23 protein-coding genes are annotated in these 23,186 nt (G+C 65.6%); 20 read left to right on the top strand and 3 right to left on the bottom strand.

The genetic code is table 11. The annotated features are described in order from the left end of the window. Positions 1–12 precede the first annotated feature (12 nt). Positions 13–1,449: a circularly permuted type 2 ATP-grasp protein gene (locus RSO01_RS30130; protein WP_147154269.1), complete on the bottom strand. Its 1,437-nt coding sequence runs from the start codon at positions 1,447–1,449 to the stop codon at positions 13–15. A gap of 82 nt (positions 1,450–1,531) precedes the next feature. Here RSO01_RS30130 and RSO01_RS30125 point away from each other — a divergent pair, with 82 nt between their 5' ends. Further along, the gene (locus RSO01_RS30125; protein WP_147154268.1) at positions 1,532–2,521 is read left to right on the top strand and encodes a zinc-dependent alcohol dehydrogenase family protein; all 990 of its coding nucleotides are present in this window, start codon (positions 1,532–1,534) and stop codon (positions 2,519–2,521) included. A 16-nt stretch (positions 2,522–2,537) separates the two neighbouring features. Continuing rightward, a complete protein-coding gene (locus RSO01_RS30120; protein WP_147154267.1) occupies positions 2,538–2,918 on the top strand; it encodes a nuclear transport factor 2 family protein in 381 nt (126 codons plus the stop codon). Positions 2,919–3,026: 108 nt separating this feature from the next. Here RSO01_RS30120 and RSO01_RS30115 read toward each other — a convergent pair whose 3' ends face one another. Further along, positions 3,027–3,575, bottom strand: coding sequence for a peptidylprolyl isomerase (locus RSO01_RS30115; protein ID WP_373867963.1), 549 nt, complete (start codon positions 3,573–3,575; stop codon positions 3,027–3,029). 189 nt (positions 3,576–3,764) lie between these two features. Here RSO01_RS30115 and RSO01_RS30110 point away from each other — a divergent pair, with 189 nt between their 5' ends. The 13 genes from RSO01_RS30110 (at position 3,765) to RSO01_RS30055 (ending at position 16,316) form a co-directional block, all read left to right on the top strand. Next, positions 3,765–5,330 carry an ATPase, T2SS/T4P/T4SS family gene (locus RSO01_RS30110; RefSeq protein WP_147154266.1) on the top strand — a complete coding sequence of 522 codons (1,566 nt, stop codon included), beginning with the start codon at positions 3,765–3,767 and terminating at the stop codon, positions 5,328–5,330. Between the two features lie 145 nt (positions 5,331–5,475). Then, positions 5,476–6,336 (top strand): cytochrome c oxidase subunit II, encoded by an 861-nt coding sequence (gene coxB, locus RSO01_RS30105; RefSeq protein ID WP_147154265.1) that lies wholly within the window; start codon positions 5,476–5,478, stop codon positions 6,334–6,336. A 24-nt stretch (positions 6,337–6,360) separates the two neighbouring features. Continuing rightward, entirely contained in the window at positions 6,361–7,998 is a 1,638-nt protein-coding gene (gene ctaD, locus RSO01_RS30100; RefSeq protein ID WP_147154264.1) for a cytochrome c oxidase subunit I, read from the top strand. Between the two features lie 62 nt (positions 7,999–8,060). Then, positions 8,061–8,990: a heme o synthase gene (locus RSO01_RS30095; protein ID WP_147154263.1), complete on the top strand. Its 930-nt coding sequence runs from the start codon at positions 8,061–8,063 to the stop codon at positions 8,988–8,990. Positions 8,991–8,995: 5 nt separating this feature from the next. Beyond that, positions 8,996–9,133 (top strand): cytochrome c oxidase system small membrane protein, encoded by a 138-nt coding sequence (locus RSO01_RS47610; protein WP_170303456.1) that lies wholly within the window; start codon positions 8,996–8,998, stop codon positions 9,131–9,133. Then, on the top strand, positions 9,130–9,729 hold the full coding sequence (locus RSO01_RS30090; RefSeq protein WP_147154262.1) for a cytochrome c oxidase assembly protein: 600 nt from the start codon (positions 9,130–9,132) through the stop codon (positions 9,727–9,729). Before RSO01_RS47610 ends, RSO01_RS30090 begins: the two co-directional genes overlap by 4 nt. A 2-nt stretch (positions 9,730–9,731) precedes the next feature. Next, positions 9,732–10,604 carry a cytochrome c oxidase subunit 3 gene (locus RSO01_RS30085; protein ID WP_147154261.1) on the top strand — a complete coding sequence of 291 codons (873 nt, stop codon included), beginning with the start codon at positions 9,732–9,734 and terminating at the stop codon, positions 10,602–10,604. A gap of 67 nt (positions 10,605–10,671) precedes the next feature. After that, entirely contained in the window at positions 10,672–11,034 is a 363-nt protein-coding gene (locus RSO01_RS30080; protein WP_147154260.1) for a DUF983 domain-containing protein, read from the top strand. 10 nt (positions 11,035–11,044) lie between these two features. Further along, positions 11,045–11,803, top strand: a complete 759-nt coding sequence (locus RSO01_RS30075) for an SURF1 family protein (protein WP_147154259.1) — start codon at positions 11,045–11,047, stop codon at positions 11,801–11,803. Next, the gene (locus RSO01_RS30070) at positions 11,800–13,302 is read left to right on the top strand and encodes a carboxypeptidase M32 (protein ID WP_147154258.1); all 1,503 of its coding nucleotides are present in this window, start codon (positions 11,800–11,802) and stop codon (positions 13,300–13,302) included. Before RSO01_RS30075 ends, RSO01_RS30070 begins: the two co-directional genes overlap by 4 nt. Before the next feature lie 9 nt (positions 13,303–13,311). Then, on the top strand, positions 13,312–13,563 hold the full coding sequence (locus RSO01_RS30065; RefSeq protein WP_147154257.1) for a DUF1272 domain-containing protein: 252 nt from the start codon (positions 13,312–13,314) through the stop codon (positions 13,561–13,563). A gap of 37 nt (positions 13,564–13,600) precedes the next feature. Further along, complete coding sequence (gene thrC, locus RSO01_RS30060) at positions 13,601–15,040, top strand: threonine synthase (RefSeq protein ID WP_147154256.1); 1,440 nt, start codon at positions 13,601–13,603, stop codon at positions 15,038–15,040. Positions 15,041–15,047: 7 nt separating this feature from the next. Beyond that, positions 15,048–16,316, top strand: a complete 1,269-nt coding sequence (locus RSO01_RS30055) for a M16 family metallopeptidase (protein WP_147154255.1) — start codon at positions 15,048–15,050, stop codon at positions 16,314–16,316. A gap of 332 nt (positions 16,317–16,648) precedes the next feature. Here the strand turns inward: RSO01_RS30055 and RSO01_RS30050 are convergent, their stop codons facing one another. Further along, entirely contained in the window at positions 16,649–17,398 is a 750-nt protein-coding gene (locus tag RSO01_RS30050) for a response regulator transcription factor (RefSeq protein WP_218037499.1), read from the bottom strand. 500 nt (positions 17,399–17,898) lie between these two features. Here RSO01_RS30050 and RSO01_RS30045 point away from each other — a divergent pair, with 500 nt between their 5' ends. The 5 genes from RSO01_RS30045 (at position 17,899) to RSO01_RS47605 (ending at position 23,174) form a co-directional block, all read left to right on the top strand. Beyond that, positions 17,899–18,438 carry a hypothetical protein gene (locus RSO01_RS30045; RefSeq protein ID WP_147154253.1) on the top strand — a complete coding sequence of 180 codons (540 nt, stop codon included), beginning with the start codon at positions 17,899–17,901 and terminating at the stop codon, positions 18,436–18,438. 721 nt (positions 18,439–19,159) lie between these two features. Beyond that, the gene (locus RSO01_RS30040) at positions 19,160–19,408 is read left to right on the top strand and encodes a hypothetical protein (RefSeq protein ID WP_147154252.1); all 249 of its coding nucleotides are present in this window, start codon (positions 19,160–19,162) and stop codon (positions 19,406–19,408) included. Between the two features lie 369 nt (positions 19,409–19,777). Continuing rightward, on the top strand, positions 19,778–21,607 hold the full coding sequence (locus tag RSO01_RS30035) for a type I secretion system permease/ATPase (RefSeq protein ID WP_147154251.1): 1,830 nt from the start codon (positions 19,778–19,780) through the stop codon (positions 21,605–21,607). After that, entirely contained in the window at positions 21,604–22,959 is a 1,356-nt protein-coding gene (locus RSO01_RS30030; RefSeq protein WP_147154250.1) for an HlyD family type I secretion periplasmic adaptor subunit, read from the top strand. The genes RSO01_RS30035 and RSO01_RS30030 overlap by 4 nt, the downstream gene beginning before the upstream one ends. A gap of 38 nt (positions 22,960–22,997) precedes the next feature. After that, positions 22,998–23,174 (top strand): hypothetical protein, encoded by a 177-nt coding sequence (locus RSO01_RS47605; protein WP_170303455.1) that lies wholly within the window; start codon positions 22,998–23,000, stop codon positions 23,172–23,174. Positions 23,175–23,186 lie beyond the last annotated feature (12 nt).

The raw sequence follows: 23,186 nt of genomic DNA, 5'->3' as shown, positions 1-23,186 counted from the left end.
CATGAACTCATGTTAATCACCCGCCGCCGCGCCGGGCGCCAGGACCCAGGTGTCCTTGGTGCCGCCGCCCTGGCTCGAATTGACGACCAGCGAACCCTCCTTCAGCGCCACGCGTGTCAGGCCGCCGGGAATGATGGTGGTCTTGCGGCCCGACAGCACGAAGGGCCGCAGATCGACATGGCGCGGCGCCACGCCCTGGCCGACGAAGGTCGGGCAGGTCGAGAGCGCCAAGGTCGGCTGGGCGATGTAGTTGTCCGGCCGCGCCTTCAAGAGCGTGGTGAACTCCTCGATCTCGGCCTTGCTCGACGTGGGGCCAACCAGCATGCCCTTGCCGCCCGACCCGTGGATCTCCTTGACCACCAGCTCGGGCAGGCGCTCGAGCACGTACTTGAAGTCGTCGGCGCGATCGCAGCGCCAGGTCGGCACGTTGTTCAGAATCGGCTCCTCGCCGAGATAGAAGCGCACCATCTCCGGCACGTAGGTGTAGGTCGACTTGTCGTCGGCCACGCCGTTGCCCAGTGCATTGACGATGTTGACGCGGCCGGCGCGCAGCGCGCCCAGCAGCCCCGCGACACCGAGGAAGGAATCCGGCCGCATCGCCAGCGGATCGAGGAAGGCGTCGTCGACGCGCCGGTAGATCACGTCGACGCGCTGCGGCCCGCGCGGCGTGCGCATGTAGACGCGGCCCTCGTCGACGAACAGGTCGGAGCCCTTGACCAGCTCGATGCCCATCTCGTCGGCCAGGAAGGCATGTTCGAAGTAGGCGCTGTTGTAGTGGCCCGGCGTCAGCAGCACGACGTTGGGCTCGGCATCGTCACTGAACGACACCGAGCGCAGGGTTGCCAAAAGCTCCTCGGTGTAGTCGGCGACCGGCAGCACGCGCATGGCCGAGAACAGCTCGGGCGCCAGCCGCATCATCACTTCGCGATTCTCGAGGACGTAGGACACGCCCGATGGCGTGCGCACATTGTCCTCGAGGACATAGAAATCCTTCTCGCCGACGCGCACCAGGTCGATGCCGGCGATGTGGGCGTGCACGCCGCCCGGCAAGTCGAGGCCCTGCGCCATGGCGACGAACTCGGCGTTCATCAGCACCTGCTGCTCGGGGATGACGCCGGCGCGGCAGATCTCGCGCGCGCCGTAGGCGTCGGCCAGGAAGGCGTTGAGCGTGCGCACGCGCTGCACCAGGCCCTTGTGCAGGTACTCCCATTCGTCCCAGGCGATGACGCGCGGGATGATGTCGAAGGGGATCGTCGTTTCCGCGCCGTCGACGGCGCCATAGGCGCCGAAGGTGATGCCGTGCCGGCGATAGAAGACGTCGACCTCATGCCGCGTTGCCGCGACCTTCTCGGGCGAGGTCTGCGCCAGCCAGTTGGCGACGGCGCGATAGGGCGCGCGGACAGCGTCCGCTGCGCCTGAATTCATTTCATCGAATGCCTTGGCCGCCATCCGGCATTTCACCCCCTGTCGAATCACAATATAAGCAATCGACGGGCCAACAAAGCGCCTGTGAAACGTCGGGAGGAGCAGCATGAAGCAGGTCCAGATCGACCGCTATGGAACGCCCTGGGACGTCGCGCGCTGCGCCGATGTGCCCGATGTCGGCGAACCGGCCGCCGACGAAGTCGTGTTCGACGTGCTGGCGTTCCCCATCAATCCGGCCGACATGTGGTTCTGCCGCGGCAGTTACCGGCTGAAGCCGCCGCTGCCGGCCACACCGGGCGCCGAGTGCGTCGGCCGTGTCGTCGCCGTCGGGTCGGCCGTGAATCACGTCAAGAAGGGTGACCTTGTCATCAACCTGCAGCGCGAGAACTGGGCGCAGCGCCGCAAGGTCAAGGGCGACGACGCGATCCCGCTGCCGGCCGGCATCGACCTCAGGCAGGCCGCGATGGTGCGCATCAACCCGCCGACTGCACAGCTGATGCTGTCGGACTTCGTCGACCTCAAGCCCGGCGACTGGGTGATCCAGAACGTCGCCAACTCCGCGGTGGGCCGACTGCTGATCGTGCTGGCCAAGCAGCGCGGCCTGCGCACGGTCAATGTCGTGCGCCGCGCCGATCTGGCCGGCGAGCTGGAGGCGCTCGGCGCCGACAGCGTGGTGGTCGACAGCAGCGACCTGGCGCGCCACGTCGGCGAGGTGACGGGCGACGCCAAGATCATGCTGGGCGTCGAGGCGATCGGCGGCGCGGCCACCGGCCGGCTGGCCGACTGCCTCGCGACCGACGGCACCTTGGTCCACTACGGCTCGATGAGCGGCGAGGACCCGAAGGTCACGCGCAACAACTTCATCTATCGAGGCATACGGCTCACCGGCTTCATGCTGGGTCGTTTCCTGGCGCGGCGCAGTCCCGCCGAGATCCGCGCGATCTACGCCGATCTCGGCGGACAGGTCATGGCGGGCAAGCTTTCCGCGCCGGTGGACACGGTCTATCCGATCGAGAATATCAAGGACGCCCTGGCGCACGCCGACAAAGGCGGCCGCAACGGCAAGATCCTGGTCAGCCCGAATGGGGCGATCTGAACACGGAGGACAAGCAATGAGCTCGGAGGTCTCGGCAGTCGAGAAGATGCTGCAGGTCTATTTCGACGGCCTCTACGAAGGCGACACCAAGAAGCTGGGCGAGGCGTTCCATCCCGCCTCGCATCTCTACGCCGCGGCCGGCGACGGCAAGGCCACCGACTGGCCGCGTGGCGAGTGGTTCAAGATGGTGGAAGGTCGGCCGTCCGGTAAGGCCAAGGGCAGCGCGCGCGCCGACCGCATCGTGTCGATCGACTTCTCCGGCCCGACCACGGCGATCGCCAAGGTCGAATGCCAGCTGCCGCCGCGCTACTTCACGGATTATCTGACGCTGCTGAAGGTGGACGGTCGTTGGCAGATCATCTCCAAGACCTTCCATACGGTGACGAAGGAAAGCTGAGGCACGGCGTCGGCGACAGCAAAACTGTCATCCCGAGCGTAGCGAGGGACCTTTCCTGTTGCCTAAAGGTCCCTCGCTGCGCTCGGGATGACATCGTCTTCGTGGCTCCTAATTCTTCGCGTCGGCCGCGACCTGGACCTTGATCATCTTGTCCTGCGGCGCCGGGACCGAGCCCGACTGGCCCTGGCCCTTCTTGATCTTGTCCACGAACTCCATGCCCGACGTGACCTTGCCCCACACGGTGTACTGGTTGTCGAGGAAGTTCGAATCCTTGAACACGATGAAGAACTGGCTGCGCGCGCTGTTGGGATCGCTGGTGCGCGCCATCGACACGGCGCCACGCACATGCGGCTCCTTGGAGAACTCGGCCGGCAGCGTCTCGCCCATGCCGCCCGAGCCGGTGCCGGTCGGATCGCCGGTCTGGGCCATGAAGCCGTCGATCACGCGATGGAACACGACGCCGTCGTACTTGCCCTCGCGTGCGAGCTTCTTGATCTGAGCCACGTGCTTGGGCGCCAGATCCGGACGCATCTCGATGACCACGCGGCCATCCTTGAGATCGATATAGAGCGTGTTTTCCTTGTCCATGGCGGCGGTCGCTCCTGCGAACATTAAAGAGACGGCGACGAATAACGGCGTCAGTGCCAGACGCATCATGGGGCCCTCACTCTCACCACGCCGATAGGTCGGCGCGCGACCATACTGGCCGATCCCGGAAAGACAAGCCTCAAGTCGGCCGCCGATCGGGCCGGCGTCGGGGTGTGCATCGTTTCCCGTGGAGTTTCGGCGAAACCGGCGCTTAGAGTGCAGGAATAGTGGGAAGTCATTGATAAATCGGATTGTCGTATGACCGCCATGGATGGCGGAGAGCGGCTCGATGAGGGCCCGGCCGCCCTGAACTCCGTGCTCGAACGGCCGCACGCCGACGGTCGCGCGCGTCCGCTCGAGGAAATCTTCCCCTTGCGCGGCAATGCCGGGCGCGCACGCCTGATGCAGGAGACCTGGCGCGCCTTCGTGGTCGGGATGATGGGCAAGGTAGCGGCGGCCTTCGATGGCGGCCGCTCGCCGCCGGAAATCGCCTATGCCATCGGCGAGGTCGTGCACAACACCTTCCGCACCCGCGGGGTGACGCTCACCAGTTATGAGCTGCGTCGCCTGGTCGCCGAGCTGCTCGTGCAACGGCAGAGCGGACGCGGCGGGGCGAGCGGCCCGCTCGTGCAGTTCGCCAACGAACCTTCGACAGCGACGACATCGTGGACCGGCGCCGACGCCGCAGCGCCACCGCCGCCGGTCGGCGATGCGGTGTTCGCGGGGCCACCGTCGCGTCTCGTGACGATGACGCCGCGCGAGATCGCCGACGTCGTGGCCAAGGTCCGCGGCAGGCTCGTCGGCGATCCGTTCAGCCTGCCGCGCAAGGTCGTGGTCGACGCCATTGCATCGGTGCTCGTCGACTCGGCGCCCGAAGAGCGCGATCGACTGACGCGACTGGCACTGAGCGAGCTCTGCGGCCTGGGGCCGATCGATCGCCTGTGGGCCGATCGCTCGATCCGCGCCGTGTTCGTGAACGGGCCGGACTCGATCCAAGTCGAGCGTGCGGGTGTCATCGAACCGTCGCAGGAGAGGTTTCGCGATCGAGCCCATCTCGAAGAGATCGTCGGACGTCTTGCGCGGCCGGGCGCGTCGCCGGCAGTGGCGGTCAGCCTGAGAGACGGCAGCGAGGGTGTGGTGCTGTTTCCACCGGCGGCGCCGGCGGGGCCCGTCCTGGCGCTGCGGCGCGGCGAGCCCGGTGAGGCGACCCTCGAACGGCTGGTCGCAGCCAGGCGGCTCGACCGGAGGATGGCCGACCTGCTGCGCATCGCCATCCGCAGCCGCCTGAACATCCTCGTGGTCGGACCTGAAAAAGCGGGCAAGACCGCCCTGTTGGCGGCCCTGACGCGCGATCTTGCCGATGTCAGGGTTGTTACCGTGGCACCGCACCGCGAATTCCGGGGAATATCGATGGCAGGGGCATCGATGGCGAAAGTCGAGCTGGTCGCCTCGGCGCAGGTATCCTTGAGTGCACTGCTAGCCGCCGGCAATCAGTTCCGCCCCGATCTGCTGGTCGTCGACTCGCTGCAGCCAGCCGACGCCGCGGCGCTGGAAAAACTATTGTCGGCAGGAGCGCGCGGCATTCTCGCCGCCGGAGAGCCGCGGGCGGTTGCCGGCGTGCCGCGTCAATCTGTCGATCTCCTGGTCAGCGTCGGCCGCCTGCGCGGCTCGTTCGTCGTGACCGCCATCGAGGATGCAACCGGCGCCGAGCTCTTCGCCTATCAGAAGGACGGTGGCTTCCAGCGTCGGGCGAGCACGCCGTCATTCGCCCGCACCGTGCACGAGGCAGGCTACGGCGAGGCGCTTTCCAGCGTGTTTCATTAACGAGTGCGACCGGCCGCCACATACCGATTAAGGCCGAAAACCCGTTACGTCACAGGCCTATATCTGGTACTAACCGCTTTGAAATGCGGGGGATTTTGCGGGTCGGAACCCTCCAGAGAGAGCGGCCTGCTGAAGGGACGATTGCATGAACGGCAAGCGCGTTTTGGGCATTCTCGGGATGGTGGTGAGCGCCGCGCTTGGGTTCGCGGGTAGCGCCCTGGCGCAGCCGATCGTCGGCGTGCCGCACGATTGGCAGACGAACTTCCCACCGCCCTTCACGCCGGTGATGGAGAAGGTCGAATCGCTGAACGGCCTCCTGCTGGTCATCATCACGCTGATCTGCATCTTCGTGCTGGCCCTGCTGATCTACGCGGTGTGGCGCTTCCATGCCTCGCGCAACCCGAGTGCGACGACGACGACCCACAACACCGTGCTCGAGATCGCCTGGACGGTCGTGCCCATCCTCATCCTGGTGGTCATCGCCATCCCGTCGTTCCGGCTGCTCTACTACAGCGACAAGGCCGTCGATCCCGCCTTCACCATCAAGGTGACGGGCAACCAGTGGTACTGGACCTACAACTATCCCGACCAGGGTGACTTCACGGTCGAGAGCCGCATCCTGCCCGAGGCCGACCGCATCAAGCAGAAGCCGCAGGTGCCGCGCCTGCTGGCGGTCGACGAGGAGATGGTGATCCCCAAGGGCACCACCGTCCGCATCATCGGCACCGCCGTCGGCAACTCGATGCACGGCTGGACCGTTCCCGGCTTCGGCATCAAGAAGACGGTGATCCCCGGCCGCCTCAACGAGGGCTGGATCAACGTCAAGGAAGAGGGCTTCTACTTCGGCCAGTGCTCGCAGATCTGTGGCGACAATCACAGCTACATGCCGATCGCGGTGCGCGTGGTCTCCAAGGACGTCTTCGACAAATGGGTGGAGCAGAAGAAGAAGGCGGCCGGCCTCGCACCGGCGACCGACTTCGCTTCCGCCACTCCCGCCAACCGCTAAGCGCTTCGCCGCAGGAGAGATAAAATGGCCACCGGGTACGGCGCCGCCCACTCACACGACGCTCATGGTCACGACGACCATCACACGCCGACGGGCATCAAGCGCTGGCTGTACAGCACCAACCACAAGGACATCGGCACGATGTACCTTGTGTTCGCGATCTTCGCCGCCCTGATCGGCGCCACCTTCTCGGTGGTCATGCGTCTCGAGCTGCTGCAGCCCGGCGTGCAGTACTTCAACGGTCCGGACGGCACGCCGAACGGCCACCTGTGGAACACCGTCGTCACGGCGCACGGCCTGATCATGGTGTTCTTCGTCGTCATGCCGGCGCTGATCGGCGGGTTCGGCAACTGGTTCGTGCCGCTGATGATCGGCGCGCCCGACATGGCCTTCCCGCGCATGAACAACATCAGCTTCTGGCTGCTGCCGCCGGCCTTCCTCCTGCTGCTGGCCTCGGCCGTGATCGGCGGCGGCGTCGGCACCGGCTGGACGATCTATCCGCCGCTCACGATCAGCCAGGGCGCGGGCATGGATCTCGCGATCTTCTCGCTGCACATCGCCGGCGCGTCCTCGATCCTGGGCGCCATCAACTTCATCACCACGATCTTCAACATGCGGGCGCCGGGCATGACCTTGCACCGCATGCCGCTGTTCGCCTGGTCGATCCTGGTGACGGCGTTTCTGCTGCTGCTGGCCCTGCCGGTCCTGGCCGGCGCCATCACCATGCTGCTGACCGACCGCAACTTCGGCACCTCGTTCTTCAAGCCCGAGGGTGGCGGTGATCCGACCCTGTTCCTGCACCTCTTCTGGTTCTTCGGCCATCCCGAGGTGTACATCATGATCCTGCCGGCCTTCGGCATCGTCAGCCACATCATCTCGACCTTCTCCAAGAAGCCGATCTTCGGCTACCTGGGCATGGCCTACGCGATGGTGGCGATCGGCGTCGTCGGCTTCGTGGTGTGGGCGCATCACATGTTCACGGTCGGCATGGATGTCGATACGCGCGCCTACTTCGTCGCCGCGACGATGGTGATCGCGGTGCCGACAGGCATCAAGATCTTCTCCTGGATCGCCACCATGTGGGGCGGCTCGATTCGCCTCGAAGTGCCGATGCTGTGGGCGATCGGCTTCATCTTCCTGTTCACCGTGGGCGGCGTCACGGGCGTCGTGCTGGCCAATGCCGGCGTCGATTACTCGCTGCACAACACCTACTACGTGATCGCGCACTTCCACTACGTGCTCTCGCTCGGCGCGGTGTTCGGCATGTTCGCCGGCTTCTACTACTGGTTCGGCAAGATGACCGGCCGGCAGTATCCGGAGTGGGCGGCGCAGATCCACTTCTGGACGACCTTCATCGGCGTGAACCTGACGTTCTTCCCGATGCACTTCAGCGGGCTCGCCGGCATGCCGCGCCACTACGTCGACTATCCCGACGCGATGTCGCACTGGAACTACATCTCCTCGATCGGCGCCTTCATCTCCTTCGGCTCGACCATCTTCTGGCTGATCTTCGTCGTGTTCGGCGGAATGCTGGCCGGCAAGCGGGTCGGCGCCAACTACTGGGGCGACGGCGCCACGACGCTGGAATGGACGGTGGCTTCGCCGCCGCCGTTCCACACCTTCGAGGAACTGCCGCACATCTCCCCGACGGCGCACCACTGAGATAGGAGCGAAGGCGCCCCCTCCAGGATTCATGAGGTCGGCGCCTTCGCCTTGATTGAGCAATGAGCGACACGACACAGATCCTGAGGGCATTCGACGAGGCGCCGCCGACGCGCGTGCGCGACTACGTCGACTTGCTCAAGCCCAGGGTCATGTCGCTGGTTGTCTTCACCGGCCTGGTCGGCGTGATGATCGCGCCGGGCCACCTGCATCCCTTCACCGCCGCGCTCGCCGTGCTGGCGATCGCGCTGGGCTCGGGCGCCGCCGGCTGCATCAACATGTGGTACGAGCGCGACCTCGACGCCCTGATGGCGCGCACCGCCAACCGGCCTCTGCCGGCCGGCCGCGTGGCGCCGGACGACGCGCTGGGTCTTGGCGTGCTGCTGTCGATCTTCTCCGTCCTGCTGATGGCGGTGTCGACCAACTTCGTCGCGGCCGGGCTGCTCACCGCCGCGATCCTGTTCTATGTCTTCATCTACACGGTGTGGCTGAAGCGCCGCACGCCGCAGAACATCGTGATCGGCGGCGCCGCCGGCGCCTTCCCGCCGATGATCGGCTGGGCTGCCGTCACCGGCGACGTCTCGCTCATCTCGATCGCCCTGTTCGGCCTGATCTTCCTGTGGACGCCGCCGCACTTCTGGGCGCTGGCGCTCTATCGCAGCGACGACTATCGCCGCGCCGGCGTGCCCATGCTGCCGGTGGTGGCGGGGCCGCGCGAGACCAAGCGGCAGATGCTGATCTACACCTTCGTGCTGCTGCCGGTGGCGCTGGTGCCGACCTTGATGGGCGCGGTCGGCTGGCTCTACGGCGCCGTCGCCCTGGTGCTGAGCCTCTCTTTCATCGGCCACGCCGTGACGGTGTGGCGCGCGGCCGACGACGCGACCGGCCATGGTCCGGCGCGTCGCATGTTCCGCTTCTCGCTGATCTATCTCGCCGCGCTGTTCGCCGCGCTGCCGGTCGACCAGCTGGTGTCCCGGATGCTGGCCGGATGAGCGTGATGGCCGACAACCGCCCCGGCGATTCCGACATCCACCGCCGCCAGCGCGGCAAGAACCTTGTCGTGGCCGGCTTCCTGGTGGTGCTGGTCGTGATCTTCTTCGTGCTCACCATCGTGCGCATGGGGCCGCAGCAATGAGCGGCGACAAGAACGCCCGGCTCGCCTGGACGCTCGCCGCCACGGTCGGCGGCATGCTGGCGCTGGCCTACGCGGCCTCGCCGCTCTACGACATGTTCTGCCGCGCCACCGGCTTCGGCGGCACGCCCAAGGTCGCCGTGGAGCAGGGCGCCGATGGAGCGGGGCGCCCCGTGCTGTCGCGCACCGTCAACGTGCGCTTCGATTCCAACGTCGATGCCAACCTGCCGTGGCGCTTCACGCCGCTCGAGCGCGAGGTCAAGGTCAAGCTGGGCGAGGAGAAGCTGGTCCACTACCGCGTGACCAACGTTTCGCAGCGCCCGATCGTCGGCACCTCGACCTATAACGTCACGCCCGAGCACGCCGGGCCGTGGTTCAACAAGCTGCAATGCTTCTGCTTCACCGAGCAGTTGCTGCTGCCCGGGCAGTCGGTCGACATGCCCGTGGTGTTCTTCGTCGATCCCGAGATGGACAAGGATCGGCGCTACGACAACGTCCGCACCATCACGCTCTCGTACACCTTCTTCGAGGCCAAGACGGAGCGGGCGAAGACCTTGCTCGGCAGCGTTCCTGCCGACGCCACTGGAAAGGGTGGATGATCATGGCCGACGGCACTCCCAAGCATCCCTATCATCTGGTCGATCCCAGCCCGTGGCCGGCGCTGGGTGCGCTGGGTGCGCTCCTGCTGGCGCTGGGGGCGGGGCTCGGCATGCATCCCGAGATACTCGGCACCGGCGTCGCCAACGTCGTCAAGGCGGTGCAGTGGTGGATCATTGCGCCCGGCCTGGCGCTGATCCTCGCCGTGATGTTCTGGTGGTGGAGCGACGTCATCGTCGAATCCCGCAAGTACCACACGGCGGTGGTCCAGCTCGGCCTGCGCTACGGCATGATCCTGTTCATCGCCTCGGAGGTGCTGTTCTTCGCCGCCTTCTTCTGGGCCTTCTTCGACGCCTCGCTGTTCCCGAACTCGCCGGAGATGCCGGTGCGCGCCGAGGCGACCGGCGGCGTCTGGCCGCCCAAGGGCATCAGCGTCATCGCGCCGTTCGACCTGCCCTTCATGAACACGCTGATCCTGCTGCTGTCGGGCACCACGGTGACCTGGGCGCACCATGCGATCCTCGAGGGCAACAAGCGCGACGCGGTGCGCGGGCTGACGCTGACGGTGATCTTGGGCATCTGCTTCACCGGCATCCAGGCCTACGAGTACTTCAACGCGCCGTTCAGCTTCCGTGAGAACATCTATTCCTCGACGTTCTTCATGGCGACCGGCTTCCACGGCTTCCACGTGCTGGTCGGCACGACCTTCCTGCTGGTCTGCCTGTTCCGCGCCATGGCCGGCCAGTTCAAGCCGAACCAGCATTTCGGGTTCGAGGCCGCCGCTTGGTACTGGCACTTCGTCGACGTGGTGTGGCTGTTCCTGTTCTTCTGCATCTACTGGTGGGGCTCGGGCAAGGCGCCGATCGCCCTGCACTGACGCAGCGCCACAGACTATGTTTGAACCGCCGGGTGATCCCCGGCGGTTCGCCTTTGGGAGGCACGTGATGTCTGATTGGCCGCGGCAATCGCCTGTCGACGTCGCCCTGCGCGGGGCCTGCCCGCGCTGCGGCCGTGGCCGGCTATTCGCCGGTCTGCTGAACGTTGCCGAACGTTGCTCGGAGTGCGACCTCGACCTGCGCGGCAACGATGCCGGCGACGGCCCCGCGGTCTTCGTCATCCTGGGCCTGGGCGCCATCGTCATGATCCTGGTGTTCTGGGTCGAGTTCCGCTTCGAGCCGCCGTGGTGGGTGCATGTCCTGATCTGGGGACCGCTCACCGTCGGACTCGCCGTATGGATGCTGCGCGTGCTGAAGGCGTGGCTGATCGCCCAGCAGTACACCCATCGCTCGACGGCGCTGGACGAATAGGAGAGGGCGTATGATCCGGCTCAGGCCAGCCTTGTGGCCCACCCTCATCTCGCTGCCGATCTTCGTGGTCTCGCTGGGGCTCGGCCTCTGGCAGATGGAGCGCCGCGAATGGAAGCGCGACATCCTGCATCGCATCGAGGTCAACCAGGCAGCCGCTCCCATCACGCTCGACGAGCTGCTGCGCGGCAATCCGCTGCGCCAGGAGTACGGCCGCGTGACCGTGTCGGGCACGCTCCTGAACGACAAGGAGTTCTACCTCGCCGCACGCAACCTCAAGAACAAGGTCGGCCTGCAGGTCGTGACGCCGCTCAGGACGGACGACGGCCGCATCGTGCTGTTCGACCGCGGCTGGATTCCCCAGGAGCAGAAGGATCCGGCCAAGCGCGCCCAAGGGCAGGTGACCGATCGCGTCGATCTCACCGGCATCGTCCGCCGCAACCAGGAGCGCCGCCAGTTCGCGCCCGAGAACGTGCCGGACAAGAACGTGTGGTTCCATGTCGACGTGCCGCTGATGCGCAGCATGGCGGGCGGCAAGCCCGATCCCAAGCTCGACACCTTCTTCCTCGAGGCCGATGCGGCGCCCAACCCCGGCGGCGTGCCGATCGGCGGCCAGACGCGCCTCGACATCCCCAACGACCATCTGCAGTACGCCATCACCTGGTTCCTGCTCGCGCTGGCGCTGGCCGGCGTCTATCTCGCCTATCACTGGGAGAACGGCCGCCTCACCGTCGCCGGCCGCACGAAGGTCAAGCCCAAGGACGCGCCATGATCGCCAACGATCCCTATGCCGAGCTCGAACGCCGCTTCGCGCGGTTGAGCGCCGTCAATCGCGCCAGCTCGATCCTGAACTGGGACCGCTCGGCCATGATGCCGTCGGGCGCCAGCGAGGACCGCGCCGACCAGCTCGCGACCCTGGGCGTCATCGCCCACGGCATGATCGCCGCACCCGACATGCCCGAGCTGTTGTCGCGGGCGGAGGAGGGGGCCACGGGCCTCGACCAATGGCGCGCTGCCAACCTGCGCGAGATGCGCCGACTGTGGGTGCACGAGAGCGCATTGCCATCCGATCTGGTCGAGGCGCGCACCCGCGCCACGTCGGCTTGCGAGATGGTCTGGCGCGAGGCCAAGAAGAACGCCGATTTCAAGTCGCTGCTGCCGATGCTCGGTGAGGTGCTGGCCGTCATGCGCCGCGTCGGCGAGGCCAAGGCTGCCGCGCTCGGCACCTCACTCTACGACGCGCTGCTCGACGAGTTCGAGCCGGGCGGCCGCTCGGCGCGCATCGACGAGCTGTTCGGCGAATTGCGCACCTTCCTGCCCGACCTTCTGGGCCGCGTCATGGAGCGCCAGGCGAAGGCGGGCAAGCCGCTCGCGCTCGACGGGCCATTTCCGGTCGAGCAGCAGCGCAAGCTCGGTGAGGAGATGTGCCGTCGGCTCGGCTTCGATTTCACGCACGGTCGTCTCGATGTCTCGGCGCACCCCTTCACCGGCGGCACGGCCGACGACGTTCGCATCACCACGCGCTACGACGAGGCCGACTTCGCGCGCGCCCTGATGGGCGTGCTGCACGAGACCGGCCACGGCCTCTACGAGCTCGGCCTGCCGCGCGACTGGCGGCGCCAGCCGGTTGGCAATGCGCGCGGCATGGCCTTGCACGAAAGCCAGTCGCTGCTGATGGAGATGCAGGCCTGCCGCAGCGACGCCTTCCTCGCGTTTGCAGCCCCGCGCATGCGCGCCGCCTTCGGTAAGGACGGGCCGGCCTGGACGGCCGACAACATCCATCGGATCTACACGCGGGTCGCGCCGGGCTACATCCGCGTCGACGCCGACGAGGTGACCTACCCATTGCACATCATGCTGCGCTACCGGCTGGAGCGGGCGATGCTTTCAGGCGACCTCGAGCTCGCCGATCTCCCGGGGGCCTGGAACGAGGGCATGCGCGATCTTTTGGGCATCGAGCCGCCCGACGACGCGCTGGGCTGCCTGCAGGACATCCATTGGCCGGATGGCGGCTGGGGCTATTTCCCGACCTATACCCTGGGCGCGATGGCCGCGGCCCAGCTCTTCGCCGCCGCCCGGCGGGCCGAGCCGGGCCTGATGGAGGCCATCGGCAAGGGCGATTTTGCCCCCTTGCTGGCCTGGCTGCGGGCCAATGTGCACGGCAAGGGCTCATTGGAGAGCACCGACCAGGTCCTGGTCGAGGCGACCGGCGATCGCCTCGGGACCGCCGCCTTCAAGGCCCATCTGGAAACCCGCTACCTGTCGGCGTAAGAGGAAGCCATGCTCGATCTCCGCCCCAACTGCGAATGCTGCGACAAGGACCTGCCCAACGGCGCGCCTGACGCGCTGATCTGCACCTACGAGTGCACGTTCTGCGCGGATTGCGCCCGAACTCGGCTGGGCGGCCTTTGCCCCAATTGCGGCGGTGACCTCGTGAAGCGTCCGACGCGCCCGGCGCGGATGCTGGAGAAACACCCCGCTTCGACCAAGAGGGTCCGCAAGGATCATGCGCCCTGCCGCCAAGTGGCTTAGGCAAGTGGCGTAGGGCTGCCCAGTCGGAGTTTTTCTTTTGCGCTACATCAGCACGCGCCACGGCTCGCAGGGAAATCCCCAGCCGCTTGGCTTCGAGGACGTCATGCTCGCGGGCCTCGCCCGCGACGGCGGCCTCTACCTGCCGGCCGAATGGCCGCAATTCTCCAAGGCCGAGATCGCTTCCCTCAGGGGCCAGCCCTATGGCGAGGTCGCCTATCGGGTGATGCGGCCGTTCATCGGTGATGCCTTCGACGAGGCGACCTTCCGTCGCCTGATCGGCGAGGCCTATGCCTCGTTCGAGACGCCGGAGGTGGCGCCGGTGAAGCCGTTGGGCGAAAGCGGTCTTCACCTGCTCGAGCTGTTCCACGGCCCGACGCTCGCCTTCAAGGACGTGGCGCTGCAGCTCTTGGGCCGCATGCTCGATCACACGCTGACGGCGCGGCAGCAGCACGCCACCATCGTCGGCGCCACCTCGGGCGACACCGGCTCGGCCGCCATCGAGGCGGTGCGCGACCGCAGGACCATCGACATCTTCATGCTGTTCCCGCACGGCCGGGTGAGCGAGGTCCAGCGTCGCCAGATGACGACGGTGCTGGCGCCCAACGTGCACAACGTCGCCATCGAGGGCACGTTCGACGACTGCCAGGACCTCGCTAAGGCGTGCTTCAACGATCTCGCTTTCCGCGATCGTCATGCCCTGACGGCGGTGAACTCGATCAACTTCGCCCGCGTGATGGCGCAGATCGTCTATTACTTCTGGGCGGCGGTGAAGCTCGGCGCGCCGGAGCGCCCCGTGGCCTTCACGGTGCCGACAGGCAATTTCGGCAACGTCTATGCGGGCTACGCGGCCCGCCAGATGGGCCTGCCGGTCTCGCACTTCGTCGTGGCGACCAACAGCAACGACATCCTGGCGCGCTTCTTCGAGGCGGGCGGCATGACCATGACCGACGTGGTGCCGACCTACAGCCCCAGCATGGACATCCAGATCTCCAGCAACTTCGAGCGCCTGCTGTTCGACCTCTACGGCCGCGACGGCAAGGCGCTGGCTGATGCGATGGCGGGCTTCAGGAGCCGCGGCACGCTGAAGGTCGGTGCCAATGCGCTGGGCGGCGTGCGCGAGCTGTTCGACGCCGGCCGGCTCGACGACGAGGGCACGCTGAAAGCCATCGTCGACTGCCGCAAGCGGTTTGGCGTGACGCTCGATACCCATAGCGCAGTGGGCTACGCCGTGGCCCAGCAGCACCGGCGCGATCCCAAGGTGCCGATGGTCGTGCTGTCGACGGCGCATCCCGCCAAGTTCCCGGATGCCGTCGAGAAGGCTGTCGGCGAGCGGCCGGCGCTGCCGCCCCGGCTTGCCGACCTGATGGAGCGTACCGAGCGCGTCGACGGGCTTCCCAACGATGTCGCAACACTGAAGAGCCTGATCGACGAGCGCATGGCGGCACTGCGGCAACCTTCTCGTGCGGCGAGGCGATAGGACGGATATGAGCAACGTCAAGGTCACCACTCTCCCCAACGGCCTGCGCGTCGCGGTCGACGCGATGCCCGAGGTCGAATCGGCGGCGCTCGGCATCTGGGTCGCCTGCGGCACGCGCCATGAATCGGCCGAGCTCAACGGCATGGCGCACATGCTGGAGCACATGGCCTTCAAGGGCACGCGCACGCGCTCGGCCCGCGCCATCGCCGAGGAGATCGAGAATGTCGGCGGCAGCCTGAACGCCTATACCGGCCGCGAGATCACGGCCTACCATGCCTCGGTGCTGAAGGAGGACGTGGCGCTGGGCGTCGAGATGGTGGCCGACATCCTGCGCAACTCGGTGTTCGATCCCGACGAGCTGCAGCGCGAGCGCGGCGTCATCCTGCAGGAGATCGGCCAGGCGCTCGACACGCCCGACGACCTGGTGTTCGACCAGTTCCAGGTCACGGCCTTTCCCGGCCAGCCGCTCGGCCGGCCGGTGCTGGGCACGGCCGAGACCGTCGAGGCGATCGGCCGTGACGATCTCTTCGCCTTCCTCGCCCGCCATTACACGGCGTCGAACATGGTCCTGTCGGCGGCCGGGCGTGTCGAGAACAACCAGATCATCGATCTCGCCGAGAAGTACTTCGGCTCGGTGCCCCGTACGCCCGCCAACGCCACGCCGCCGGTGCCGCTTGCCTATGTCGGCGGCGACGGCCGCGAATCGCGGGTGCTCGAGCAGGCCCACCTGGTGCTGGGCTGCCAGGGCATCGGCTATCGCGATCCCGACTACTTCGCGCTTGCCGTCTACTCGACCCTGTTCGGCGGCGGCATGTCCTCGCGCCTGTTCCAGCGCATCCGCGAGGAGCGGGGCCTGGTCTACGGCATCCACTGCTTCAACACCGCCTATGCCGACGGCGGCCTGTTCGGCATCTATGCCGGCACGGGCGAGGACGACCTCGGCGAGCTGGTGCCGGCGGTGTGCGAGGAATTCGCCGGCGTCGCCGATACGCTCAGCGAGGCCGAGCTGGTGCGCGCCCGCAACCAGATCAAGGCCGGCACGCTGATGGCGCTGGAATCGAGCGGCGCGCGCTCGGAGCAGGCGGCCCGCCACCTGATCATCCATGGCCGGCCGATCCCCTATGCCGAGATCGTGACCCGCATCGAGGCGGTCGATCAGGCGGCCGTGCAGCGGGTGGCGCGCCGGCTCCTGCAGGGCGAGCTCACGCTCGCCGCGCTGGGGCCGATCGACGAACTGGAGACTCTCGAAAAAATCGCGGCGCGCCTGGCGGCGTAGTCGTGCCGGCCGGTCTGATGGGGCAATCAGGGGCGCGGTGCAAGACGGAGGCGAGGCGCTCCGGATGGCTCTGCAGCGGGCATCGAGTCGGAACGCGGTAGAGATCAGCCGAGCTAAAGACCGCTGCGTCGGACGTCAGGAGGTAGGGGATCTGACCCCACGACCTGGGATTCCGAGCCATCGGGTTCGGTCGCGTCACCACTTGCACGCCCCAAAGCCCAGCGCTTGCACAGCCGGGCGATATTCGTTTGATCTTGGAGCGTCGAGCGCTGGGGGCTCGAGAAAATGGAGGATCGCACTCTAGCGGTCGCGACGAAGCATTTTGCCGCCCATCAGCTTGGCAGAGGGGTGAGCCCGAGCCCGCGTTGAGAACCCGACGCCTGGATCTCGGATCTGTCTTTTGGCCCTTCTGAGCCGCCTTCAAGTGTCGTGCCGCCCGAACAGACAATGGCTACCTGTGTTCGGTTCGTGACGCCAAGTTTGCGCATGATCTGCCGAACATGCACCTTAACGGTTCCTTCCCGAATCCCCAGCTTGCGCGCAATAGCCTTGTTCGAATCCCCATGGGTAAGCTGCTCGAGCACAGCCTTTTGCCTAGTGGTCAAATCAAGCTTCGCCCATGCCGCGGTGACCGTCTCGCCAGCACCTTGACCCGCTCCCACCGGGGGCAATTGCCGGTCCGACAAGACGCTCACGGCGGCAGGCTCCGGCAGGCGTTCGCGGTACTGTTGAACGGCAGTGAAACAGGAACCTCCTTCCAGGATGAAGGCGAGCGCCTGTTGCGCAAGATGCACTTCCGTACCGGCATAGATGAACCCCCGGGCCCCCGCATTCAGCGCGAGAAGCACCTCCTTGCGAGCGTTGTTGTCGGAGAACACGACCAAAGGCGGGCTTCCCCGCGATGTGCGAAGCAGCGTCCGGACGGTTTTCAAATGCTTGTGATCTGCAAGGGATCCGCCGCCGACATTGTAGATGATGAGACTGCAGACTGCCTCGGCACGGATCCACTTTTCCGCATCGCCTGGCACCAGCGATGCAACCTTGAACTTGCGGTACGGCGACAGCCGCTCCAGGACACTCATCAGCCCGAGATACCGCAATGGCAGAGGATCGACGATGAGGACAGTCGATTCCTCCGATGACCCCAACAAGCTAGGCATGACACCCCCCCAAGCTGTTCAGCATTGGCTGACACCTTTGGGCCCAAGGACAACCACCAATTGTAAGCTGTACCCCCTAGTCCACTCGGGACTTAATCCCCCTTGCTTCTGTTCAATTTGCGAACTGTACGCCTACTCCTCTTTCTTATCTGAAACAAGAAAATGGAGGCACTGTCGGCGGGTTGAAGTTAGTCCTGTATTTCCTTGTGCCGACTTTTCTTTTTGGTTCGCTTCGCCGAGGCCACAGATTGGCAACGAGGCAACGGGAGCTCATGAAGGACGGGCGTCGCAAGAACCTATGCCCTTTGGAGAGGGCGCGGAATGGAACCCTACACCAAAGACATAGGCCATGAGGTCAATGGCCTTGGCGACACGATAAACTCTAAGATGGCGCATCCAACGCGCATCAGGGGAGCTCGGCCATGCCCAAGCAAGACCAATCGGATTCCGGCGGAAACCTCATCACGGCTATAGGCGGCACCGCGATTGCAGTCGGAAACAACACTTCGGCGACGATCTCGATTGAGAATACCGCACACGGCAACGGCCACGCGTCGATCGCCAAGGGCGATGCGATCGTTCAAGCCGAGGCTACATCGGCCGATACCGGCCCTATCGCCGACGCCACGACTTTCCTGTTCGTGTCGAATGCCGACCGTATCGTGGTGCATGAAAGGAGCGTCGATACGCTGGACGGCTCCGATGCGACGGCCCTGTCGATCCTCCGCTATGTCGCCATCGACAATCCCGGCAATTCATCACACGGCCCCATGGTGGTCCATGTCCAGCAATCGGATAATGACCACCTGTCGGGGACAGGAGCTGGCCCGGGCAATGTCGCCGCGGTGTCAGCGGCCGCAGATGCCCATGGGGATCACACGGCGGTTGCCACGTCCGCTACGGCAATCACGGTCGAAAACCAGTTCTCGTTCGTCGATGCGACGGCACTGGTCGCAGTCTGAAGGTAGCGCAATCCAATACTGATCGCGGCCAAAAGAGGGAGATCACGCCGTGTCCCGATCCTCGTACTCGGCTGGACTCACCAGCAAAGCAACGGCACTTGGCGATACGACAACCGCGTCAACGGTGTCGAGCAGCGCGGCTTGGTCCGGGACCGCAGTCGGGTATGGCGCCGCCGTTGCCGTTGCCCAGGATACGGCGCCCTCGACTCCCCAAACGAGCGCCTCCACTGCGGGCTTTGCGTCCGGAGGGAACATCTCCAGCTCTCATACTTCGACGTGGTCGGTCGACTATCCTTACGGGCCGACGTCGGTATCGGTCGATGTTTCGATCACGGGCGCGTCGTCTTATGGCGACAGCAGCGCCCTCTCCGGATACGGGCTGACGGCGCCGTCGCTACACGGTCTGCTCTAAGAGGCTTTCGGGGCGGCAATCGCGGGCTGCGAGGCTCGGTAGCCTCGTCGCTCGCTGATTCCTGACCGGCCCCTTTTCGCGGCGTGAACACGCGCATGGGATTTCAACAACCCAAGAGGCAATGGTCGATTCGCCAGTCGGCATCCGAATGACCGAACCTCCCAGACCATACACCAAAGTCGTACGCGCTAGGCCGAAAGGCAATCGACCCGATGAACCTTTGCTGCCGCGAATCGCGGTTCGTAGCCTGTGTCGTGCGGCCGGCGCGATAATTGAACCGGCCGTTGTCGAACAAAACAGGAGAGTGAGATGACCTTTGACGTCAGCTTTCTGAAGAACGTGAACGTTCGCGAGAATGTCGACATCGACAAGTCGATTGACGTGCGCGCGTATGTCGTTGGCAATTCTGCCCTGGCAAACGCTACCGCGGATGCAATCGGCCCGAACTCGACGACCGAGACACTCACTCAGACGACGGCCGTTCAGGGGGTCGGCTCGAGTTCGGTCTCCGAATCGCTGTCCGCCACCAATGGCGCACACTTCGTCTGGCACCACTGATCGAACGGACAGTTGCCGGCAGCGGGATGACCGCTGCCGGCGCTCGAAACGTCAGCGGAACAAGGTGATCAGCATGCGCCCGCACTATCGAGTCGACGGCCAAACGGTCCGTCTCCAAGCAGGCAACGAAAGCGAGACCATCCTTCTCGAGCTGAGAGCCGCGCGTGCCGACGGCAGCGGGATCCGCAGCCGCGCTCGCAGTGTGGCCACGGGAAGCGGGCGCATCTCGAGCGTCGCCCAGACAGAGACGGGTCCAACCAACGGCGCTGCAGGCTCAACGGCCGCAACGGGCGGACGACACAGTTTCAAGCTCTCAAGGTAGGAGATTTCCGGCGCCGCTCATCCACCAGGTTCCGCGCAGGTTCGACCATGCCGCTGAGATCGTCCGACCGACGCCCTTCCACCGACCACCGCTCGACCGATCGGACCGAACTTGCGGAAGCGATCTGGGCCTGCCGTTCGGCGTTCGGCGTCTGCGCGCTGTTCAGCCTGATGATCAACCTCCTCATGCTGGTGTCGCCCATCTACATGCTGCAGGTCTATGACAGGGTTCTCACCACGGGCAGCATCGAGACACTGGTGATGCTGACGCTGATGGCGACGGTCGGCCTCGCGGTCATGTGCGCCCTCGACACGCTGCGCACGTCGGTCACTATCCGCATCGGCTGCTGGCTGAACGAGCAGCTCGGCCCGGCCTATCTCGCCTGCGGCGTACGCGGTCGACTGATCGGAGAAAGTGCCGGCGTCGAGCATCTGCGTGACATTTCGCAAATCCAGAATTTCGTCGCAACGCAGGGCCTGACGGCCTTCTTCGACGCGCCATGGGTGCCGATCTTCGTCGGCCTGATCTGGATTCTTCATCCGCTGCTGGGCAGCGTCGCTGTCGGCGCGGCCGTGGTGTTGTTCCTGCTCAGCATCGCCAACGAATTCGCCACGCGCAAGGCGACCGAGACATCGAACAAGAAGCAGATCGAGGCGACTCTGCTCGCCGATGTCACCATCCGCAATGCTGAGATCGTTCAGGCGATGCACATGTTACGGGCCATGACGCGACGCTGGGCGTCGATCAACGGTGCAGTCGTGGAGGGCACGCGGAAGGCGGGCGATATCGGCGGCTATGTGCTCGCGATGACCAAGTTCGTGCGGTTCTTCGTGCAGGTCGCGATCCTGGGAGTCGGCGCTTGGCTGGTGGTCCGTTCGGAGCTGACGTCCGGGTCGATGATCGCCGCCTCCATCCTGCTCGGGCGGGCCCTGGCGCCGGTGGAGCTCGCTATCTCCATGTGGCGCAACTTTATGGGCGCGCGTTTTTCGTACGATCGCCTGAAGACGGCCATTGACGCCAATCCGCCGCCGCCGACACGCACTTTGCTGCCAACACCCAAAGGAAAAGTCGAGGTGGCAGACCTCACCTACCTTACGCCCGTCACGGCGCATCTCATCCTGAGCCAGGTGTCGTGCGCGGTCGAACCGGGCGAGGCGCTGGCCATCATCGGCCCCTCCGGAGCAGGCAAGAGCACATTGTGCCGGTTGATGGTCGGACTGGCAGTGCCCAACGTAGGCGAGATCAGGCTGGACGGCTCGCCCATTCACCATTGGGACAGCGAGCAGATCGGCCGGCACATCGGCTTCCTGCCCCAGGATGTCGAGCTGTTCCCCGGAACCGTGCGCGACAACATCGCACGCATGCAGGAAGCGGACGACGCGGCGGTCGTGAAAGCGGCGCAGCTCGCTCATGCACACGACATGATCCAGCACTTTCCGCAAGGCTACGACACGCCCATCGGCGATGGCGGCGTGCGGCTGTCGGGCGGGCAGCGTCAGCGGATCGGTCTTGCGCGCGCGGTCTTCGGAAACCCACGCTTCATCGTGCTCGATGAGCCCAATGCCAACCTCGATCAGGCGGGCGAAGCCGCGCTTGCCGAGGCGATCGACAACCTCAAGCGCGCCGCCGTCGCCCTGGTCATCGTGGGCCATCGCCCATCGACCTTGTCCGTCGCCGACAAGGTCCTTTTCCTGCAGGGAGGGCGGGCCGTGATGTTCGGCGAGCGCGATCACGTCCTCGAGGCATTGAAGGCCAAGGCCACCGAGCCACTGCCGACCGACGGCGGCGAAAAGGCGCCCCGCCGCCTGTCCCCGGGCGGCACCGTTCCCGCAAGTGGGGCAAACAGCAACACCAAGGCAATGGCGGAAGCGTCATGACCTACTATGTCGAGCGCATTCCCCCGCAGTTAGCACGGCTCTCCTCGACAGCCGTGACTTTCGCGCCGCGCAAACCCGAGATACGCGCCCCTGCGCGGCTCGGCATCCTGCTGATCCTGATTTTCGGAGCGGCGTTCGCGGGCTGGGGCGGCTTCGTCCATCTCGACGGCGGCGCCATCGCTCCCGGCGTGATCAACCCGGACAGCGGCAAGAAGACGATCCAGCATCTGGAAGGCGGCATCATCGCCGAACTGCCCGTTCACGAGGGCGAGAAGGTCGAGGCCGGGAAGCCACTGGCGGTGCTCGAGAGCACGCAGGCACGCGCCGCACACGAGCAGCTGGTGCAGCAGCGCCTGTCGTTGCTGGCCCGCAAGGTTCGACTGGAAGCCGAGAAGGGGAACGCCAGCCGCATCCAGCTGCCACCCGAGTTGCAGGCCACCGATCTGCAGGTCAGAAGCGTCGTGATGGCGCAGCAGGAGATATTCGAGACGCGTCGGTCCACCCACGCATCGCGCCTCGACATCCTGGCTCAGCGTATCGAGCAACTGTTGCATCAGATCAAGGGCTACGAATCACAGGTCGAGAGCACGACCCGGCAGATCGATTTCGTATCCGAGGAGCTGCGCGCCAAGGAATACCTGTTGGGCCGCGGCCTGGTCCCGAAACCAGAAGCGCTGCGCCTGAAGCGCACGGACGCAGAAATTGCCGGCAAGCGGGCCGAATACATTGCCGAAATCGCCAAGGCCCAGCAGCAGATCGGCGAAACCAAGATGCAGGTCCTCGGCGTGGAGGCGGAACGCGCCGACCAGATCGCGGGCGAACAGGACAAGGTGCGCGCCGAGCTGGCCGAGATGAACGAGAAGCTGCAGGCAAGCGCCGATGTGGTGAGGCGAACCGTCGTGGTCGCACCCGTGAATGGAACTGTGGCCGACGTCAAGTTCAGGACGATCGGCGGCGTCGTCCAGCGCGGCGAGCCGATCATGAGCATCGTTCCGGCGGGCGACGAACTGATCATCGAGGCGCGACTGCAACCGACGGACGTGAAGAGCGTCCATAGCGGGCTAGAGGCCAAGGTGCGCCTGACGGCATATTCTAGCCGCACCGTGCCCACCATCGCCGGCACCGTCCGTACCGTCTCGGCCGACAGGCTGATGGACGAAACCACGCACCAGCCATACTACCTGGCGCGCGTCGCGATCGACCGGAGCCTCGTGATCAAGCTGGCTCCCACAGTCGAACTCATTCCCGGCATGCCGGCGGAAGTACTGATCGTGACCGAGCGGCGGACGATGATTGACTACCTGAGCAAGCCGTTCCGCGACGCGCTGTGGCGCAGTTTTCGCGAGACCTAGACATGCCTTGCTCCTACCTCTCCCAGGCGGTGCCGCTCGTGGAAGAGTCCCGGGCGCTGAGTTTCGCCCTGTCGATAACACTTGCTGCGACGCCGCCGCAAGAAATCGGAGGGGAGGAAGTCGATGCGTTGTGCCAGCTCGCCTACGAGATCCAGCACAAGCTTACCCAGGCCGTCGACTTGCTGCACAACGCCGAAAAGTTTCCGACCTGCTGACAGGAGGTGCTC

The sequence above is a fragment of the Reyranella soli genome, from assembly GCF_007992495.1.
GTDB classification, from domain to species: Bacteria; Pseudomonadota; Alphaproteobacteria; order Reyranellales; family Reyranellaceae; genus Reyranella; species Reyranella soli.
Note: the sequence above shows the minus strand (reverse complement) of the source record. Positions and strands in the feature narration are given on the sequence as shown.

Bases quoted from the DNA above. Each gene is read 5' to 3' on its own strand.
- RSO01_RS30130 (WP_147154269.1), bottom strand. From the start codon at position 1,449: ATGGCGGCCAAGGCATTCGATGAAATGAATTCAGGCGCAGCGGACGCT.
- RSO01_RS30070 (WP_147154258.1), top strand. From the start codon at position 11,800: ATGATCGCCAACGATCCCTATGCCGAGCTCGAACGCCGCTTCGCGCGG.
- RSO01_RS30095 (WP_147154263.1), top strand. From the start codon at position 8,061: ATGAGCGACACGACACAGATCCTGAGGGCATTCGACGAGGCGCCGCCG.
- RSO01_RS30085 (WP_147154261.1), top strand. From the start codon at position 9,732: ATGGCCGACGGCACTCCCAAGCATCCCTATCATCTGGTCGATCCCAGC.
- RSO01_RS47610 (WP_170303456.1), top strand. From the start codon at position 8,996: ATGGCCGACAACCGCCCCGGCGATTCCGACATCCACCGCCGCCAGCGC.
- RSO01_RS30035 (WP_147154251.1), top strand. From the start codon at position 19,778: ATGCCGCTGAGATCGTCCGACCGACGCCCTTCCACCGACCACCGCTCG.
- RSO01_RS30115 (WP_373867963.1), bottom strand. From the start codon at position 3,575: ATGATGCGTCTGGCACTGACGCCGTTATTCGTCGCCGTCTCTTTAATG.
- RSO01_RS30075 (WP_147154259.1), top strand. From the start codon at position 11,045: ATGATCCGGCTCAGGCCAGCCTTGTGGCCCACCCTCATCTCGCTGCCG.
- RSO01_RS30040 (WP_147154252.1), top strand. From the start codon at position 19,160: ATGACCTTTGACGTCAGCTTTCTGAAGAACGTGAACGTTCGCGAGAAT.
- RSO01_RS30125 (WP_147154268.1), top strand. From the start codon at position 1,532: ATGAAGCAGGTCCAGATCGACCGCTATGGAACGCCCTGGGACGTCGCG.
- RSO01_RS30050 (WP_218037499.1), bottom strand. From the start codon at position 17,398: ATGAGTGTCCTGGAGCGGCTGTCGCCGTACCGCAAGTTCAAGGTTGCA.
- coxB (WP_147154265.1), top strand. From the start codon at position 5,476: ATGAACGGCAAGCGCGTTTTGGGCATTCTCGGGATGGTGGTGAGCGCC.
- RSO01_RS30045 (WP_147154253.1), top strand. From the start codon at position 17,899: ATGCCCAAGCAAGACCAATCGGATTCCGGCGGAAACCTCATCACGGCT.
- RSO01_RS30065 (WP_147154257.1), top strand. From the start codon at position 13,312: ATGCTCGATCTCCGCCCCAACTGCGAATGCTGCGACAAGGACCTGCCC.
- RSO01_RS30055 (WP_147154255.1), top strand. From the start codon at position 15,048: ATGAGCAACGTCAAGGTCACCACTCTCCCCAACGGCCTGCGCGTCGCG.
- RSO01_RS30120 (WP_147154267.1), top strand. From the start codon at position 2,538: ATGAGCTCGGAGGTCTCGGCAGTCGAGAAGATGCTGCAGGTCTATTTC.
- RSO01_RS30080 (WP_147154260.1), top strand. From the start codon at position 10,672: ATGTCTGATTGGCCGCGGCAATCGCCTGTCGACGTCGCCCTGCGCGGG.
- RSO01_RS30090 (WP_147154262.1), top strand. From the start codon at position 9,130: ATGAGCGGCGACAAGAACGCCCGGCTCGCCTGGACGCTCGCCGCCACG.
- RSO01_RS30110 (WP_147154266.1), top strand. From the start codon at position 3,765: ATGACCGCCATGGATGGCGGAGAGCGGCTCGATGAGGGCCCGGCCGCC.
- RSO01_RS30030 (WP_147154250.1), top strand. From the start codon at position 21,604: ATGACCTACTATGTCGAGCGCATTCCCCCGCAGTTAGCACGGCTCTCC.
- ctaD (WP_147154264.1), top strand. From the start codon at position 6,361: ATGGCCACCGGGTACGGCGCCGCCCACTCACACGACGCTCATGGTCAC.